Annotated in this window: 14 protein-coding genes; 3 read left to right on the top strand and 11 right to left on the bottom strand. The window is 69.4% G+C overall.

What is annotated here, in order from left to right; all coding sequences use genetic code 11:
- Nucleotides 1-16 precede the first annotated feature (16 nt).
- Complete coding sequence (locus LQ771_RS01115) at nucleotides 17-544, top strand: O-acetyl-ADP-ribose deacetylase (protein ID WP_231350579.1); 528 nt, start codon at nucleotides 17-19, stop codon at nucleotides 542-544.
- Here the strand turns inward: LQ771_RS01115 and LQ771_RS01110 are convergent.
- The 11 genes from LQ771_RS01110 to LQ771_RS01060 all read right to left on the bottom strand — a co-directional run bounded on the left by LQ771_RS01110 (nucleotide 531) and on the right by LQ771_RS01060 (nucleotide 12,811).
- A complete protein-coding gene (locus LQ771_RS01110; protein ID WP_338030348.1) occupies nucleotides 531-2,219 on the bottom strand; it encodes a BatD family protein in 1,689 nt (562 codons plus the stop codon). The two genes, LQ771_RS01115 and LQ771_RS01110, sit on opposite strands and share 14 nt — an antisense overlap.
- Nucleotides 2,216-4,111 (bottom strand): VWA domain-containing protein, encoded by a 1,896-nt coding sequence (locus tag LQ771_RS01105; protein WP_231350577.1) that lies wholly within the window; start codon nucleotides 4,109-4,111, stop codon nucleotides 2,216-2,218. The genes LQ771_RS01110 and LQ771_RS01105 overlap by 4 nt, the downstream gene beginning before the upstream one ends.
- Complete coding sequence (locus LQ771_RS01100; protein ID WP_231350576.1) at nucleotides 4,108-5,106, bottom strand: VWA domain-containing protein; 999 nt, start codon at nucleotides 5,104-5,106, stop codon at nucleotides 4,108-4,110. The genes LQ771_RS01105 and LQ771_RS01100 overlap by 4 nt, the downstream gene beginning before the upstream one ends.
- Entirely contained in the window at nucleotides 5,099-5,593 is a 495-nt protein-coding gene (locus LQ771_RS01095; RefSeq protein ID WP_231350575.1) for a DUF4381 family protein, read from the bottom strand. Before LQ771_RS01095 ends, LQ771_RS01100 begins: the two co-directional genes overlap by 8 nt.
- Nucleotides 5,590-6,519: a DUF58 domain-containing protein gene (locus LQ771_RS01090; protein ID WP_231350574.1), complete on the bottom strand. Its 930-nt coding sequence runs from the start codon at nucleotides 6,517-6,519 to the stop codon at nucleotides 5,590-5,592. Before LQ771_RS01090 ends, LQ771_RS01095 begins: the two co-directional genes overlap by 4 nt.
- The gene (locus LQ771_RS01085) at nucleotides 6,519-7,514 is read right to left on the bottom strand and encodes an AAA family ATPase (protein ID WP_231350573.1); all 996 of its coding nucleotides are present in this window, start codon (nucleotides 7,512-7,514) and stop codon (nucleotides 6,519-6,521) included. The genes LQ771_RS01090 and LQ771_RS01085 overlap by 1 nt, the downstream gene beginning before the upstream one ends.
- Nucleotides 7,515-7,673: 159 nt before the next feature.
- Nucleotides 7,674-9,863, bottom strand: a complete 2,190-nt coding sequence (locus LQ771_RS01080; RefSeq protein WP_231350572.1) for a type IV pilus secretin PilQ — start codon at nucleotides 9,861-9,863, stop codon at nucleotides 7,674-7,676.
- Between the two features lie 53 nt (nucleotides 9,864-9,916).
- Nucleotides 9,917-10,459, bottom strand: a complete 543-nt coding sequence (locus tag LQ771_RS01075; protein WP_231350571.1) for a pilus assembly protein PilP — start codon at nucleotides 10,457-10,459, stop codon at nucleotides 9,917-9,919.
- Nucleotides 10,456-11,127 carry a type IV pilus inner membrane component PilO gene (locus LQ771_RS01070; RefSeq protein ID WP_231350570.1) on the bottom strand — a complete coding sequence of 224 codons (672 nt, stop codon included), beginning with the start codon at nucleotides 11,125-11,127 and terminating at the stop codon, nucleotides 10,456-10,458. Before LQ771_RS01070 ends, LQ771_RS01075 begins: the two co-directional genes overlap by 4 nt.
- The gene (locus tag LQ771_RS01065) at nucleotides 11,124-11,753 is read right to left on the bottom strand and encodes a PilN domain-containing protein (RefSeq protein WP_231350569.1); all 630 of its coding nucleotides are present in this window, start codon (nucleotides 11,751-11,753) and stop codon (nucleotides 11,124-11,126) included. Before LQ771_RS01065 ends, LQ771_RS01070 begins: the two co-directional genes overlap by 4 nt.
- Complete coding sequence (locus tag LQ771_RS01060; RefSeq protein WP_231350568.1) at nucleotides 11,753-12,811, bottom strand: pilus assembly protein PilM; 1,059 nt, start codon at nucleotides 12,809-12,811, stop codon at nucleotides 11,753-11,755. Before LQ771_RS01060 ends, LQ771_RS01065 begins: the two co-directional genes overlap by 1 nt.
- 251 nt (nucleotides 12,812-13,062) lie before the next feature.
- Between LQ771_RS01060 and LQ771_RS01055 the strand changes: the two genes are divergently transcribed.
- Together LQ771_RS01055 and LQ771_RS01050 are read left to right on the top strand one after the other, a co-directional pair.
- Complete coding sequence (locus LQ771_RS01055) at nucleotides 13,063-15,594, top strand: penicillin-binding protein 1A (RefSeq protein WP_231350567.1); 2,532 nt, start codon at nucleotides 13,063-13,065, stop codon at nucleotides 15,592-15,594.
- 74 nt (nucleotides 15,595-15,668) lie between these two features.
- Nucleotides 15,669-16,343 carry a hypothetical protein gene (locus LQ771_RS01050; RefSeq protein ID WP_231350565.1) on the top strand — a complete coding sequence of 225 codons (675 nt, stop codon included), beginning with the start codon at nucleotides 15,669-15,671 and terminating at the stop codon, nucleotides 16,341-16,343.
- The last annotated feature ends 4 nt before the right edge of the window (nucleotides 16,344-16,347 follow it).

Raw genomic sequence — 16,347 nt, 5'->3', positions numbered from 1 at the left:
CGAAAGACCATTGTCCATGTCCATTACCCTGCTTACTGCCGACCTGACCCGACTTGCCGTCGATGCCATCGTCAACGCCGCCAACCGGCCGCTGCTGGGTGGCGGCGGCGTCGACGGCGCGATCCACCGCGCAGCCGGCCCCCGCCTGCTGGAAGCCTGCCGGGCGCTGCCGGAGGACTCGGCCGAGGTGCGCTGCCCGACCGGCGAGGCGCGCATCACCCCGGGCTTCGACCTGCCGGCCACCTGCGTGATCCACACCGTGGGCCCGGTCTGGCGCGGCGGTGACCACGGCGAACCGGAGCTGCTCGCCGCCTGCTACCGCAACGCGCTGGAGCTGGCGCGCGAGCACGGCCTGCGCTCGGTCGCCTTTCCCGCGATCAGCTGCGGCGCCTACGGCTACCCGCCGGAGCTGGCGGCCGAGGTCGCCTGCGCCAGCCTGCGCCGGACGCTTGCCCGGCTGCCCGCACCCGCCATGGACGTGCGCCTGTGCTTCCTCAGCGAGGCCATGACGCAACTGTGGCAGCGCGTGTTCAACGCAGCTTGAACGGGTAGAGCGGCGGCAGCGGCGGCTCCTCGCCCGAGGGCGGCTCGCGCCACCGGAAGCCCTGCCGGAACGCGCCTGCCAGGTCGGGGCCCGGACCGCTCGCATCCGCGGCGAAGCGGCGCCGTTGCAGCGACTCGATCGCCTCGCGCTGGGTGGGCGACGCCAGCGCCTCGCCGAGCGCGCCCAGGCCGGCCAGCCCGGGCCGCTCCGCGCGCGCCCAGGCGAGCAGCGCATGCGATTGCGCGGCCACGTCGTTGCCGCGCGCGGCGGCAAGGAAGGCCAGGCGCAGCGCTCGGTTGGACCGGACGGCGTCCGCCGCCGGCGCTACGGCGCCCGGGCGCGTGCGCCGGCGCCAGACCCACCATGCGGCCAGCGCACCGGCGAGCAGCAGCACCGCCACGGCGATCAGCGCGAGCACGCGCCACGCTGGCGTGCGGCCGGGCCCGCCCTTGGCGGGCGCCGGTACCGTGGCCGACGCGGGCGCGGAGCTCGCCGGCGGGGGGGCGTCCGCCGCCGGCGCCGACGATCCGCCCACCGCAGGCAGCACCGTCAGCGTATGCGCCGCGACCCGTGCCTCCTCGACCCGGCCGCTCTGCACGTTCCACCACTTGAGCGTGATCGCGGGGATCGTGAGCGCTCCGGCTTGGTTGGGGACGACGGCGAAGCTCTGCTGGCGACGCCCGATCAGCCACTGGCCGTCGTTGCGGGTGCCGGTCACCGGCTTGTCCGGATAGATCGTGGCGCCCTTGAGGTCCGGCAGGCTCAGCGCCGGCAGCGCCTCGTAGGGCAGCCCGGTCGCCTGCAGCGTCATCACCAGGTCCAGCGGCTGCCCGACGCGCGCCTTGCCGTCGGCGGGGATGCCTTCCAGGGTCAGGCTCAACGCGCGCGCCGGCAACCAGGCGCTGCTGCCCCACGAGGACGGCACCGGTTGCACGTCGATCGATACCGCGGGCGAGGCCGCTGTCGCGGGCGTGCCCATCGCGAAGAAACTGTCCGGATCGGCCGGATCGATCAGTTCGCCCTGGAACTGCAACGGCGGAATGTCGATCGTACCCGCGTGCTGCGGGATCAGCGCGTAGCGGCGCTCGATCACGTGGTAGGCGCGGCCGCCGCGCACCACGTCGTAGTCCAGGTCGTCGCCCAGCCGGCGCGCGTCGACGCCGGGCAGTCGCGGATCCTCCAGCGAGCCGCTGCTCAGGCTGCCGGCGAAATACAGCCGCACGGTGAAGAGCAGCTGCTGGCCCACGCGGACCGTGGTCGGCTGCGCGCTGGCTTCGAGGAATACGGCCTTGCCGCTGCTGGCCGCGGCGCGGGGATCGGGCGGCGTGACGGTCAGCGTGAGCGGCTGGGTGTGCCCGCCGGCAACATCCAGCGACGGAATCGTCAGCTGGCCGGCGCGCGTCGGGCGCAGCGCGATGCCGATGGTGAACCGCGCGCTGCGCTGGCCATTGACGATGCTCACGCTGGTATTGCTGGAACGGCCGAGCACTTCGAAATCGGGCGCCAGCGCGGACAGGTCCGGCGCCTGTGCCAGGCCACCGCCCTCGACGCGCAGGTTGAGCGTGACCGTTTCGCCCAACTGCACCTGGTTGCGGTCGAGCGAGGCCTGTACCTGCGCGGCCTGCGCCAGCATCGGCAGCAGGGTGAGCAGGAGTAGCGCGATCCATCGCCTCACGGCAGGTCCTCCGGATTCGCCACCCCGTGGCGCTGGCGGTATTCCAGTTCGAACTTGCGCCGCAGCAAGGCGCCCGGATCGTCCGGCACGCGCTGCAGCGCCTGGCGCAGCTCGGCCGGCAGGCGTGCCTGCGGGTCGTCCTTGTCCAACGCGCCGAGCTGGTGCTCGCCGCCTTTGGCGCCGGCCTTGTCGCGCAGCGCGCGATCCATCTGCTGTTTGAGCGCCTGGCCCGCGCGCGCCAGGCGTGCCTGTTGTTCGGCGCGCTCCTGCGCGGTCTGCGGGTGGGCGGCACTCTGCTGCTCGCGCTTTTCGCCATCGCGTGCACCGTCCTGGCTGCCCTGCGCGTTCGGCTGCTGCTGGCCCTGCCCCTGCTGGCCCTGGTTGTCCTGCTTGCCGTCCTGCTGCTCGCCGCGGCGGTTACCCTGGCTGTCCTTGCTGGACTGCTCGTCGCCCTGGCCCTGCTTCGATTGCGAGGACTTGCCGCCGTTCTGGTTCTGCGCGTCGGCGCCAGGGTCGTGCGGCGGGGGCTGGCGGCGCAACCAATCCTGGACCGCCTTGCGGTTGGCCAGGGCATCGGCATTGGCTGGATCGAGTGCGATTGCACGATCGTAGGCGGCCAGCGCGTCCTGGTATTGGCCGGCCTTGGCCAGCGCGTTGCCGAGGTTGTACTGCGCGTCGGAGGTGTCGATCGGTTGCAGGGCGTCGATCGCCTTCTCGTAGTCGCCGGCGCGGTAGGCGGCGGCACCACGCAACGCCGGATCGCGGGCGAGCGAGAGCGCCTGCTTCGGCTGGCCTTCGCGCAGCGCCTGCACCGCCTGCTGGTCGCGGCGTTGCCACAGGTCCTGCCAGGTGCCGGCTTCGGCGCGGGTGGGAACCAGCAGGGGCACCAGCGCCAGCGGCAGCAGCAACAGCCAGCCGCGACGAAAGGCCAACGCGAGCAGGGGCAGCAGCGGCAGCAGCAGCCAGGGGCCGCGGTCTTCCCACTGAGCGCTGGTCTGGCCGGTGGCCGGATCGGTACCCACCGTGCGCAACTGGCCCTGCAACGCGTCGATGTCGGCATGGTCCGCACGCATCGGGACGTAGCTGCCACCGCCAGCCGCAGCGACTGCCGCCAGCGCGGCATCGTCACGCCCGGCCATGGCGACCTCGCCGCTTGCGTCGCGCAGGAAACCACCTTCGGCGAGCGGTACCGGCCCGCCGGCGGTCGTGCCCACCCCCAGCACTGACACGCGCACGCCATCGGCACGGGCCTGGCTTGCGGCCTGCAGGGCATCGGGTCCGGCGGCGTCGGTGACCAGCACCAGCGAGCCGCCACCGACCTTGGCGTCGCGGATCAGCGCCACGCCCCGCGCGATGGCCGCGGCGGCGTTGTCGCCCTCGACCGGCATGGTATCGGGCGAGAGCGCATCCAGGAGGTCGTCGAGGCTGTTGGCGTCGCTGGTCAGTGGCGCGACCACGAACGCCTCGCCCGCGTAGGCGATCAGGCCGTTGAGCCCGCCACGGTTGGCGGCGAAGAGATCCCGCACCTTGTAGCGCGCGCGATCGAGCCGGCTCGGGGTGAGATCCCGCGCCAGCATGTGCTCGGACAACGAGAGCGCCACCACCTGCGCCGCACGGTCGGCAAACAGCGGTTGCGGTACGCGGCTCCAGCTCGGCCCGGCGAACGCCAGCACCGCGAGCAACCAGCCCAGCCCCAGCAGGGCAGGCGGTACCCTGCGGCGCTGTGCGCGGCCGTACAGCAGGTGCGGCAGCAACTCCGGATCGACCAGTTGTTCCAGTTGCGCCCGCGCGCCCTGCCCACGCGTGGCCAGCCATGCCAGCAGCGGCAGGGCCAGCAGCAGCCACAGCCAGAGCGGCCGCAGGAAATGGAACTGGTGCAGTGCCTCGCTCATGCCAGGCGCTCCCGCCGTCCACCCGCGCGAGAGGCGAGGGCCAGCGCCAGCAGCAACATCGACGCGCCGAGCGGTACGCGGAACAGCTCGTGGCGGGGGCGCAACACCGGACCGTGCCGGGGCATCGGCTCGAGCGCGTCGATCGCGCGGTAGGCGGCCGCCAGTTCGTGCGTGTCGGTGGCGCGGAAGAAGCGCCCGCCGGTCTCCTCGGCGATCTTGGTCAGCATCGCCTCGTCCAGATCGGCGGACGGGTTGACCAGGCGCATGCCGAAGAAGTCGGGCACGCGCATCCGCGTGGCGCCCACGCCGATGGTGTAGATGCGCACGCCGGCTGCCTTGGCCGCGGCGGCAGCCTGTTCGGGCGCGATGTTGCCGGCGTTGTTGACGCCATCGGTGAGCAGTACCAGCACGCGGGCCTGCTGCGGCAGGCCCGCCAGGCGCTTGACCGCCACCGCGATCGCGTCGCCGATTGCCGTCTCGGTGCCGGCCAGGCCGACGGCCGAGCCCTTCAGCTGCGCGCGCACGGCGTCCAGGTCGTAGGTCAGTGGCGTGACCAGGAAGGCGCGGCTGCCGAACAGCACCAGGCCCAGCTCGTCGCCGGCACGGCGGGCGATGAAGTCACTGGCGATGGTCTCGACCGCCTCGAAGCGGCTGACGCCCTGTCCGGCCACGTGCATGTCCTCGGTGCGCATGCTGCCGGACAGATCGATCGCCAGCAGCATCGCGCGCCCGCTGCGCTGCTGCGCCTGCGGCGGCCCGACCCACTGCGGGCGCGCCGCCGCGGCGACCAGGCACAGCCAGGCCAGCGCCAGCCACCAGTTGGCCTTGCCGCGGCCCGGTTGCCGCTCGATGGCGGCCAGCGCGACGCCCGGATGCGGCAGGTGCAGGGCCTGTCCTGGCGGCAACGGACGCAACCAGCGGCGCAGCAGCCACGGCAACGGCAGCAGCAATGCCACCCAGGGCCAGGCAAAGTCGGGCCAGGCGAACTCAGGCACGGCGCGTCCTCCGATCTTGCCCGGCGAGCGCCGCCAGCAGCCAGCGCCGCACGGCCTCCTGCATGGCGTGGGTGTCATAGGGTTGCGGCCGGTACATGGCGTGCTCCAGCGCGAGCAGGCGCTCCAGCGTCGGCGCATCGACCGGCACGCGTGCCAGCGCATCGCGCCAGGCCTCCCCGCTCAGCCGTGCGGCGGCCGGGTCCCGCGTCCGCACCACGCGACGCAGCAGTTGATGAAGCCCGGCGGCCAACGCCTGCGCGTCGGCCGCGTGGCGGTTCGCCAGGGCATCGACCTCGGCCAGGATGCGGGCCCGACGCTGCCGCCGCTTCCGTGCGCGCAGCGACAGCCATGCGGCCACGCCGAGCAGCCCCAGCACGAGCGCCGCGAGCAGCCACCACCCGGGCGCGGGCGGCCACCATGGCGGCGCCGGCGGGAGGTGGATGTCGCGCAACTGCGGACCCTGGGGAGCAGGCAGATAGCGGATCATCGGGCGGACCTCGCACCCAGCAACGCCGAGATCGCTTCCAGCGGATCGGCCACGGTGTCGATACTGCGCCAGCGCAACCCCAGCGACTGGGCCAGCGCGACCAGGCGCGCCTGGCCGGCACCGAGCGCATGCTGGAACTCGCTGCGCTGGCGCATGCCTTCGAGGCTGACCTCGCGACGCTCGCCGGCATGCTCGAACGGGTAGCGCCCGGGCGGCGGCAGGTCGCGCTCGAGCGCATCGGCCACCACCAGCACCGCGACTCGGGCGTGGCGCGTCACTTCGCGCAGGCGGCCGCGTGCCGCCTCGTCGCAGCTCAGGCCATCGCTGATCAGCAGGACGCGGCTGGCGCCGTGCAGGCGGCCCGCGCGAGCGAGGGCGTCGGACAGGGGTTCGCCGTCCCCGCCGGCCGTGGCATCGACATCCCAGTCGGCCAGCGCGCCACACAGGGCCACCGCACCGCGCGCACCGCCGCGCGGCTTGAGCAGGTGCTGGCCGTTGCCGAAGGCCATTGCCCCGACGCGCTCGCCGGCGCGCACCGCATACCAGGCGGCCAGCGCAGCTGCGCGTGCGGCCTGCACCGACTTGAAGCGCACGCGGGTGCCGAAGCGCATGCTCGCGTGGGTGTCGAGCAGGATCAGCAACCTGCCCTCGCGCTCCTCCTGGAACAACTTGGTGTGCAGTTCACCGCTGCGCGCGGTGAGTCGCCAGTCGAGCCGACGCACGTCGTCGCCGGGCTGGTAGACACGCGATTCGGCGTAGTCCATGCCGCGGCCGTAAAGGCGGCTGGATTGCTGGCCGGCGTGCGCGGCGCGGCTGTCGAGCGGCAGCGGGCGCACGCGACCGACCCGCGTGCGCAAGGCGAGCAGTTCGGCCAGCGATACGGTGGCGCGGCCGTCGCCGTCGGCGCGCGCGGGCACGGCGGACATCACGGCAGCGGCACGAGATCCAGCAGGCGGTCGATGATCTGGTCGCTGCGCACGCCTTCTGCTTCTGCCTCGTAGCTGAGCAGCACGCGGTGGCGCAGCACTTCGTGTACCACCCCGTGCACGTCCTCGGGCAACGCGTAGTCGCGCCCGGCCAGCCAGGCATGGGCGCGGGCGCAGCGGTCCAGCGCGATGGTCGCGCGTGGGCTGGCACCCCACGCGATCCAGCGCTTCAGCTCGGGTCCGTAGCGCCCGGCGTCGCGCGTGGCCAGAACCAGCTGCGCCAGGTATTCCTCCAGCGCCGGCGCCACGTGCACTTCGAGCGCGGCGTCACGCGCGGCAAACACGTCGGCCTGGCTGAGCAGCGCACGCGGCGGCGCCGCCGGATGCAGCGCGCGGCGCGCCTGCTCGCGGGCCAGTTTCAGGATTGCCAGCTCCGAGGCCGCATCCGGATAGCCGATGGTCACGTGCATCACGAAGCGGTCCAGCTGGGCCTCGGGCAGCGCGAAAGTGCCTTCCTGCTCGATCGGGTTCTGCGTGGCCATGACCAGGAACAGGTCCGGCAGGCGCCAGGTGCTGCGACCGACGGTGATCTGGCGCTCGGCCATGGCCTCCAGCAGCGCCGACTGCACCTTGGCCGGCGCGCGGTTGATCTCGTCGGCCAGCACGATGTTGTGGAACAGCGGCCCGCGCTCGAACTCGAAGCTGCCCGCCTGCGGGCGGAACACGTCGGTGCCGGTGAGGTCGGCCGGCAGCAGGTCGGGGGTGAACTGCACCCGGTGGAAATCGGCCTCGATGCGCGCGGCCAGTGCCTTGACCGCGGTGGTCTTGGCCAGGCCCGGCGCACCCTCGACCAGCAGGTGGCCGTCGGCCAGCAGCGCGATCAGCAGGCAATCGATCAGGTGCGGCTGGCCGATGACCTCGCGCTGCAGGTCCTCGCGCAGGTGCACGAATGCCTGCTGCAGGCGATTGGGAACGGCGGTTTGCGGTGTGTCCATCAGCGATTCCGGGAAGGCAACGCGGTACTGACCGCGCCAACGCCCGGAAGTTTAGGCATGCCGGTGCAGGCGCCGCGTGTGCCGGTCCGCATGGTCGCGTCCGCAGGCCCAAAGAAAAAGGGCGGCCCAGGGCCGCCCTTTGTTACGTGCATCGTTCGCTTACTGCAGTGTTTCGCTGAGGATGCGCGGCGTCACGAAGATCAGCAGTTCGGCCTTGTTGTTGTTCTTGACCGTCTTGCGGAACAGCGCCCCCAGGCCGGGAATGTCGCCCAGGCCCGGCACCTTGCTGATGGTGTTGGCCTTGGTGATCTCGTAGATGCCACCGAGCACCACCGTCTGGCCGTTGTCCACCAGCACCGAGGTGTTGATCTCGCGGGTGTCGATCTGCGGCACCTGGCCGCTGCCCGGGGCGTCGATGAACTTGGCCAGCGCGTCCTTCTTGACGTTGATCTTCAGATACACGCGGCTGTCGGCGGTGATCGTCGGGGTCACGCGCAGCTCCAGCACGGCGTCCTTGAACTGCACCGTGGCGGTGCCACTGCCGGCCGAACCGGTGGCGCTGTTCTGGTAGGTCACGTAGCCGATCTGCTGGCCCTGGCGGATGACCGCCTCCTGCTGGTTGGCGGTGATCACGCGCGGGCTGGAGATCACCTCGCCACGACCCTCGGTCTGCGCAGCGGAGAGTTCCAGGTCGACGAGGTAGTTCGCGCCCAGGATCGCCAGGCCGAAGCTGCCCATCGGGTTGGCCGCCGGCAGGTTCACGTTGAAGCCACCCGCGCCCGTCTGGTACGTGGTCACGCCCGAGGCATTGCCGGCGCCGGAGTTGTTGTTGCCACGCTCGATGGCCAGACTGGCCGCGCCGTTGGCGCCGCCCTGCGGAGCGGTGGTGATCACGTTGCCGCCGCTGGTGGTGTGCAGCGCCTGCACGCCCCACTTCACGCCCAGTTCCCGGGTGAAGTCATCGGTGGCAACCACGATGCGCGACTCGATCAGCACCTGCTGCACCGGACGGTCGAGCACGGCGATCAGTTCGCGCAGCTCGCGGATCTTGTCCGGCGTCTCGTTGAGAAGCAGGGTGTTGGTGCGCTCGTCATACGAGACGCTGCCGCGGGGAGACAGGAAACCGCGGTTACCGCCACCGCCGCCACCGGCACCGCTCTTGCTGCCGCTGGTAAGGAGCTTGGCGATGTCGGCCGCCTTGCCGTAGCTGATCGGCACGTAGTCGGTGACGAGCTCGGCGGTGTCCTCGGCCTTCAGGCGCGCCTCGGCCAGGTTCTGTTCGTAGTTGGCCAGCTCCTGCTGCGGAGCAATCCAGATGACGTTGCCGTCACTGCGCTTGTCCAGGCCCTTGGCGCGCAGGATCACGTCCAGGGCCTGGTCCCATGGCACATTAACCAGCCGCAGGGTGACGCTGCCGCCCACGCTGTCGGCCACGACGAGATTCTTCTTGGACATCTCCGCGATGAACTGCAGCGCAGCACGCACCGGAATGTCCTGGAAGTTGAAGGTCACGCGGGTGCCGCTGTAGACCGGCGGCTGGCCCTTGGCAGCCTGGCCGTCGCTCGTGGCGTCCTTCTTGGGTGCGACCTCGACCACGTACTGGTCGGCGGTCTGGTAGGAAGAGGTCTCCACGTTGCCCTTGACGTCGATCTCCATGCGCGCGCCGCCGCCCATGCCGGCGCGGGTGGTGATCGACTGCACCGGGGTGGCGAAGTCCAGCACGTCCAGGCGCTGGGCCTGCTCGGCCGGCAGCTTCACGTGGTTCATGGTGACGATGAGCTTGCCGCCCTCGCGATGCATGTCCACGTCCGCACCGGCGCCGCTGAAGCCGACCAGCACCCGGCCTTCGCCATTGGGGCCGCGCCGGAAATCGATGCCGGATACCGACGGGCCATTCATGGCCGAAGGCAGCGCCTTGGTCGGGTCGACGGCCGAGGCGGTGGTGGTGGTCTGCGCGGCAGTGCCGTTGTTGACCGTCATCACCAGGTCGTTGCCGTCCACGCGCGTCTCGTACGAGGCATCGCGCATCAGTTCGACCACGACTCGCGTACGGCCGCCGGCGGATACCGCCGAGACGCCCGAGGTCGAGCCCTTGCCGATGTCGAGGTGGCGCGGCGCCGCGTTGGTGGTGTCGGCGAAATCGACCGCGATGCGCGGCGGGTTGCCCGTGGTGAAGATACGCGGCTGCGGCGGACCGCCGGCGAAACTCATGTGCAGTTCGACACGCCCTCCCGGCAACGTGTCGTAACTGATGCCCTTGAGCGTGTTGGTGGCTGCCACGGCATCGCCGGCCCATACGGCGGCGGCCATCAGCAGGCCAGTCAACAGGCAGCGGCGTGCTTGGCGCATGACTCGGCCCCGGACAGGTTGAATGTGGTTGCTCATTGCGTCAGCCCCTGTGTTCATTTGTCGCCGAGCCCGATGCTGGCCGAACGTTCCATCCAGCCGCCATTGCCATTGGAGACCAGCTCGACCAGGTCGATGTGGTCTTCCGCGATGTCGGTGACCCGACCGTAGTTCTGCCCCATGTACTCATTGACGTGGACGCGATGGATCACGCCGCCGGGGTCCTTGACCAGTGCCTCGATGCCTGCACCGGTGCCGACCGTGCCAACCATCTTGAGGCTGTCCAGCGCGAACATCTCCAGCGGCTCCTTGGGCCGGCCCTCGTCGGGGCGCGGTCCATTGGACGGACCGCTCGGCTGCAGCTCGGCCGTGCTCGCACTGAACGGATCGCGCTTGCCTTCGTCGGAGTACTGGAAAGTCTCGAACGTCTTGATGACCGGCAGCGGCGGGATCGGTGCACCCTTCTTGCTCTTTTCCTGGGCAACCCAGTCGCGCAGATCGGACATGCCGCGGGTACAGCCGGCCAACAACACAATGGCGCCGAGCATCAGCAGCAGCCGCGCCACGTGGGCGGGCCTGATGGCATTCAACCTGCTCATTTGCGCCCCCTCGCCTTGCTCTTGCCCTTGGCGGGCTTGGCCTCGCCGCTCTCCTCGTCTTCAAGGTAGCGGTAGGTCTTGACCGTGCCTTCCAGCACCAGTTGCCCGCCTGCCGGCGGCTCGCCGTTGGCACCGATCGGGAGCTGCGTGGACAGCGACACGTCATGCATGGTGAGGATCACCACGCGTGGCAACGAGGCCACGCCGCTGATGAAATTGCCGAACTGGTGGTAGGTGCCGACGAGCTTGAGGTTGATCGGCTCTTCGGCGTAGAAGTCCTTCGGCTGCTCGGTGCCCGGGTCGAACACCTGGATCTCCAGACCGGATGCCAGCGCGGTCTGCGAGATGTCCACCAGCAGTTCGGGCATCTCGGTCTTGCTGGGCAGCTGGCGCAGCAACTGGCGCAGCATGTCCTGCATCTCGTCGAGCTGCTGCTGCAGCGCTTCGAGATTGACGGCCTTGGCCTGCTTCTGGGTGAATTCCTGCTTGAGCGATACCTCCTTGGAGGCCAGGTTCGCCAGGGAGTCCTGCTGGTCGCTGACGTGCAGGTACCAGCCCAGGAACATCACGATCAGGAACACCAGCACGGTGAAGAAGATCTTGACCGACTTGGACCAACCGCCGATGTTGTTGCGGTCCAGGCTGCGCAATTCGTCGAAGAACTTCATTTGCCAGCCCCCTTTTTGGCCGCCGACGCCGAGGGTGCGCCGTCATCCTGCAGCAGCACGGACGTCTTGCCCGGCTCTTCCACGGCGGGCTGGCTAAGCTTGACGCGCAAGCCGAAGGTGTAGGGCATGCGCCCGGCACGGTACTTGATCTCGGTCTTGTCCAGGTCGGCGTTGCCCATCCAGGGCGAGGCGTCGAGGTTGCGCATGTACTCGGCCACGCTGGCGTTGGACTGCGCCACGCCGAACAGGACCATCGAATCGGCGTTCTGCTTCATGCTGCTCAGGCGGACGCTGGCGGGGATCGTCTTCACCAGCTCGTCGAACAGGTGGACCATCTGCGAGCGGTTGGCCTGCAGTTGCTCGATGATCTGCTTGCGGGCGAGCAGGCGCTGGCGGACCTTCTCCAGGTCCTTGATCTTGGCGATGCGCTCGTCCAGTTGCTTGATCTCGCCCTGCAGGTAGGCATTGCGCTCGTTCTGGTTGTCGATGCGCATGCCCATCCAGAACGCCCACAGCAGCACGACCAGCAGCGCCGCCACGAAGGCCGCGCCCAACTGCATGAAGAATTCCCGCTCGCGCTGCTTGCGCCGTTCGGCACGCCAGGGAAGTAGGTTGATGTGTGCCATCAGTCGAAACTCCTGAGCGCCAGGCCGACGGCGATCATCAGCGCCGGGGCGTCCTGCGCCAGCGACTGCGCCTGCACCTTGGGCGCCAGCGACATGCGCGCCAGCGGGTTGGCCACCATGCACGGCACGCCCAACTGCTCCTCCAGCATCGGGCACAGGCCCTCGATCGAGGCGCAGCCGCCGGCCAGCACGACCTGGTCAACCTTGCTGTACTCGCTGCCGGCAAAGAAGAACTGCAGCAGGCGGCTGATCTGCTGGATCAGCGCCTCCTTGAACGGTTCCAGCGCCTCGGTCTCGTAGGATTCGGGCAGACCGCCCTTGCGCTTGGCCCGGCCTGCTTCCTCATAGGAGAGGCCGTAGCGGCGCATGATCTCGTCGGTCAACTGCTTGCCGCCGAAGACCTGCTCGCGCGAATAGATGGTGCGCTGGTGGCGCAACACCGAGAGCGTGGTCATGGTGGCGCCGATGTCGACTACGGCAACCAGTGCGTCGCGGCTGACGTTGAGCTGGTCGACCAGCATCGTGAAAGCGTTCTCCATCGCGAAGGCTTCCACGTCGATGACCCTGGCGGCAAGCCCGCCCAGGTCCAGCGCGGCCACGCGCATGTCGACGTTCTCCGTGCGGGAGGCGGCCAGCAGTACGTTGTTCATGTCCGGGTTGTCGCGCACCGGCCCCATCACCTCGAAATCGAGGCTGACCTCGTCGATCGGGTACGGGATGTACTGGTTGGCCTCGACCTGGATCTGGCCCTCGAGGTCTTCCTCGGACAGATCGGCGGACATGGGCACGATGCGCGTGATGACGGCCGAGCCGGCAACGGCGGCGGCAGCATGTTTGAGCTTGGAACCGGAACGCGCCAACGCGCGCCGGATCGCCTCGCCCACCGCCTCGACCTCGACGATGTTCTTCTCGACCACGGCGTTGGGGGGCAACGGCTCGACCGCGTAGTGCTCCACGCGATAGCGGCCGCCGGCCTGGCTCAGCTGTAGCAGCTTGACCGCGGTCGAACTGATGTCGACGCCGATCAGCGGCGGCTTCTTGGGTGTAAACAGACCCACGATTTTCCCCCTTGGCCCCTGGCGCCCGGGCCGGAAACCGGCGGATGCGCGAAGGCATTAGATCGAAAAATTAACGCTATGGCAACGGCCTACGGCAACTTTCTCAACAGAATGGCGTGATGGCCTGCACATTTGGTTCACACCGCGCCCGATGGGCCGTTTTCGCGATCCAGCCCCGGTTCGGGCGGGCGATCGATAGTGCAACATCTATACTCGACAGTGTTTTGACTTGAGTCTCGCTCTTCCAAACCATGCAAATTTTTAAGCGTCTGCTGCGCTGGGCCCTGATCCTGGCCTTTGCCGGCTTGTTCCTCGCCATCGCCGCCGTCGGCGTCGCCTACTGGCTGGTCTCCCCTCGCCTGCCATCGGTGGCGATGCTCAAGGACTACCACATGCAGGTGCCGCTTCGGGTGCTCAGCGCCGACGGCAAGCTGATCGCCACCTTCGGCGAAACCCGGCGCATACCGGTCGACATCGCCAACGTGCCGGACCGCCTCAAGCACGCGGTACTCGCGGCCGAGGACGCAGGCTTCTACAGCCATCCGGGCGTGGACTGGCACGGCATCGCGCGCGCCGGCTGGCACGTGATCATCTCCGGTGGCGACAAGGGTTCGGGCGGCTCGACGATCACCCAGCAGGTCGCGCGCAACTTCTTCCTGAGCCCGGAGAAGCTCTACTCGCGCAAGCTGATAGAGATCTTCATCGCGTTGCGCATGGAGAACGAGCTGACCAAGGACCAGATCCTGGAGCTCTACCTCAACAAGATGTTCCTGGGCCACCGTTCCTATGGCGTGGCGGCGGCCGCCGAGTACTACTACGGCAAGACGCTCGACCAGCTGACCATCGCCCAATGCGCGACGATCGCCTCGACCTTCCAGCTGCCCTCGCTGGTCAACCCGATCAACAACCCCAAGCGCATGCTGGCACGGCGCAACTGGGTGATCGGCCAGATGCTGGAGCATCGCTACATCAGCAAGGCCGAGTACGAGCAGGCGGTGAACGAGCCGAACAACGCCTTCCCGCATGAACAGCCGATCGAGGTCGACGCTCCGTATCTCGCCGAGATGGTGCGTCTGCAGGCCCTCGACCGCCTGGGCAACGATGCGCTGACCGAGGGTTACGTGGTGCGTACCACGGTCACCAGTGCTCGCCAGCAGGCCGCGGTGGAGGCCATGCGCGACGGCCTGGTCGCCTACGACCGCCGCCACGGCTGGCGCGGGCCCGAGGCGCACCAGACGCTGGCGCCGGACGCAGGCAACGACGACCTGGATCGCCTGCTTTCCGGCTACACCGATATCTCCGGCATGCAGCCGGCGATCGTCACCATGGTCGGTGACGGCAAGGCCACGCTGTACCTGGCCAGCCGACAGACCGTGGAGCTGGGCCTGGACGCGGTCGCCTGGGCGCGTCCCTACCGCAACGAGAACCATACCGGTCCCTCGCCCAAGAGCGTCGACGACGTGCTCAGGCGTGGCGACATCGTGCGCGTGGCGCGCAACGAGAAGGGCGACTGGGAACTGGCGCAACTGCCCAAGGTCCAGGGCGCACTCGTCTCGGTAAACCCGGAAGACGGCTCGGTCCAGGCACTGGTCGGCGGCTTCAGTTTCCTGCGCAGCAAGTTCAACCGCGCGGTGATGGCCGCGCGCCAGCCCGGCTCCAGCTTCAAGCCCTACCTGTACTCGGCCGCCTTCGAACGTGGCTTCACTCCGGCCTCGATCGTCAACGACGCACCGCTGGCCCTGCCCGACCCGTCCAGGCCCAACGGGCTGTGGACGCCGGAGAACGACGACGGCAAGTTCGATGGCCCGATGCGCCTGCGCGAGGCGCTTGTCCAGTCGAAGAACCTGGTGTCGGTGCGCCTGCTGGACGCGATCGGCGTGCGCTTTGCTCGCGACTACATCACGCGCTTCGGTTTCCCGCTCGATGCGCTACCGAAGAACCTGTCGCTGGCGCTGGGTACCGCCTCGGTCTCGCCGATGGGCATGGCGCGCGGCTACGCGGTGTTCGCCAATGGTGGCTACCTCGTCTCGCCATACTTCATCAAGGAGATCGACGACCGCGGCGGCACGCCCATCTACGTGGCCAACCCGATCCGCGCCTGCCGCACCTGCCAGGAGCGCCTGCTCGACACCCGCCCGCCCGGCCCGCCGCCGGCGGACATGGGTGGCCACCCGGCCAACGCGATCGCCCAGGTGCCAGCCGGCGCCAGTACCGTGGCCGGCGTGGGCGACGCCGTGCTGCCAGCCGACGCGCATGGCGAAGGCGCACACCCTCCGTTGCTCGCACCGCAGGTACTCGACGTGCGCAACGACTACCTCATCACCTCGCTGATGAAGGATGTGATCCTGCGCGGCACCGGCTATGCGGCCAAGGCGCTGGGCCGCGACGACCTGGCCGGCAAGACCGGTTCGACCAACGATCACCGTGATGCCTGGTTCGTCGGCTTCAACGGCGCCCTCTCGACCTCGGTGTGGGTGGGCTTCGATGACTTCAGCTCGCTCGGTCGCGCCAACGGCATCGGCGAGTTCGGCGCCCAGGCGGCACTGCCGATCTGGATGGAGTACATGGGCGCGGCGCTCAAGGACGCTCCGTCCAGCGCCCTGCCGATGCCACCGGGCATTGCCACGGTGCAGATCAACCGACAGAGCGGACTACCCACCTCACCCGACGATCCCAACGCCATGAGCGAGATCCTCAAGGTGGAAGATGTCGATCGCCTGCGCGCCCAGGCCGCGCAGCAGCAGCAGAACCAGGACGAGCAGCACCCTTACGACATCTTCTGAGGGCAGGCTTGGCGACCGCATCACTCACGCCGGATCGGCCTTGCTGCCGGTCCGGCCCTTCCGGAGGAGCGACCATGGCACGCGGCGATCACCATCGCATTCATGCCCAGGACCGCCAGCAGCGCAACCGGCTGCGGGTGGCCCAGGAAGCCGCCCGACTGATGAGCGAGCATGGCATCCGCGATTTCCACCACGCCAAGCTCAAGGCCGCCGAGCGCCTCGGCATCCACGACGCGCAGGCGTTGCCGCGCAACCAGGAGATCGAGGACGCGCTGCGCGAGCGCCAGCGCCTGTTCGACGCCGACAGCCAGCCTCAGCAGTTGAAGGCGCGCCGCGAAGCGGCGGCCGAAGCGATGCGTTTCCTCGACAGGTTCGACCCGCGGCTGGTCGGGCCGGTGCTCGAAGGCACGGCCGATGCACATTCGGCCGTCTGCCTGCACGTCTTCAGCGATGACCCGGACGCGGTCATGCTGTTCCTGCGCGAACATGGCGTGCCGGCCGAGGTGCAGACCCGTCGCCTGCGCCTGAGCCGCGATGAGCAGGCCGATTATCCCGTGCTGCTGTTTGCCGCCGACGGGCTGCCGTTCGATCTCACCGTCATGCCGCGCGATGCGTTGCGCCAGGCACCGCTCGACCGCATCGACGAGAAGCCGATGCGGCGCGCCTCGCTGGGCACCGTCGAAGAGCTGCTGAGCGAGCCCTCGGCCGAAGACGCGTTCGAGCGGATGCTGGCCGCGGTCCGCCGTTGAACCG

The organism is Frateuria soli, from assembly GCF_021117385.1.
Lineage (GTDB): Bacteria > Pseudomonadota > Gammaproteobacteria > Xanthomonadales > Rhodanobacteraceae > Frateuria_A > Frateuria_A soli.
The sequence above is the reverse complement of the archived record's forward strand: the minus strand, read 5'-3'. Positions and strand labels throughout refer to the sequence as shown.

Bases quoted from the DNA above. Each gene is read 5' to 3' on its own strand.
- LQ771_RS01090 (WP_231350574.1), bottom strand. From the start codon at position 6,519: ATGTCCGCCGTGCCCGCGCGCGCCGACGGCGACGGCCGCGCCACCGTA.
- LQ771_RS01050 (WP_231350565.1), top strand. From the start codon at position 15,669: ATGGCACGCGGCGATCACCATCGCATTCATGCCCAGGACCGCCAGCAG.
- LQ771_RS01065 (WP_231350569.1), bottom strand. From the start codon at position 11,753: ATGGCACACATCAACCTACTTCCCTGGCGTGCCGAACGGCGCAAGCAG.
- LQ771_RS01105 (WP_231350577.1), bottom strand. From the start codon at position 4,111: ATGAGCGAGGCACTGCACCAGTTCCATTTCCTGCGGCCGCTCTGGCTG.
- LQ771_RS01080 (WP_231350572.1), bottom strand. From the start codon at position 9,863: ATGCGCCAAGCACGCCGCTGCCTGTTGACTGGCCTGCTGATGGCCGCC.
- LQ771_RS01095 (WP_231350575.1), bottom strand. From the start codon at position 5,593: ATGATCCGCTATCTGCCTGCTCCCCAGGGTCCGCAGTTGCGCGACATC.
- LQ771_RS01115 (WP_231350579.1), top strand. From the start codon at position 17: ATGTCCATTACCCTGCTTACTGCCGACCTGACCCGACTTGCCGTCGAT.
- LQ771_RS01085 (WP_231350573.1), bottom strand. From the start codon at position 7,514: ATGGACACACCGCAAACCGCCGTTCCCAATCGCCTGCAGCAGGCATTC.
- LQ771_RS01075 (WP_231350571.1), bottom strand. From the start codon at position 10,459: ATGAGCAGGTTGAATGCCATCAGGCCCGCCCACGTGGCGCGGCTGCTG.
- LQ771_RS01070 (WP_231350570.1), bottom strand. From the start codon at position 11,127: ATGAAGTTCTTCGACGAATTGCGCAGCCTGGACCGCAACAACATCGGC.
- LQ771_RS01055 (WP_231350567.1), top strand. From the start codon at position 13,063: ATGCAAATTTTTAAGCGTCTGCTGCGCTGGGCCCTGATCCTGGCCTTT.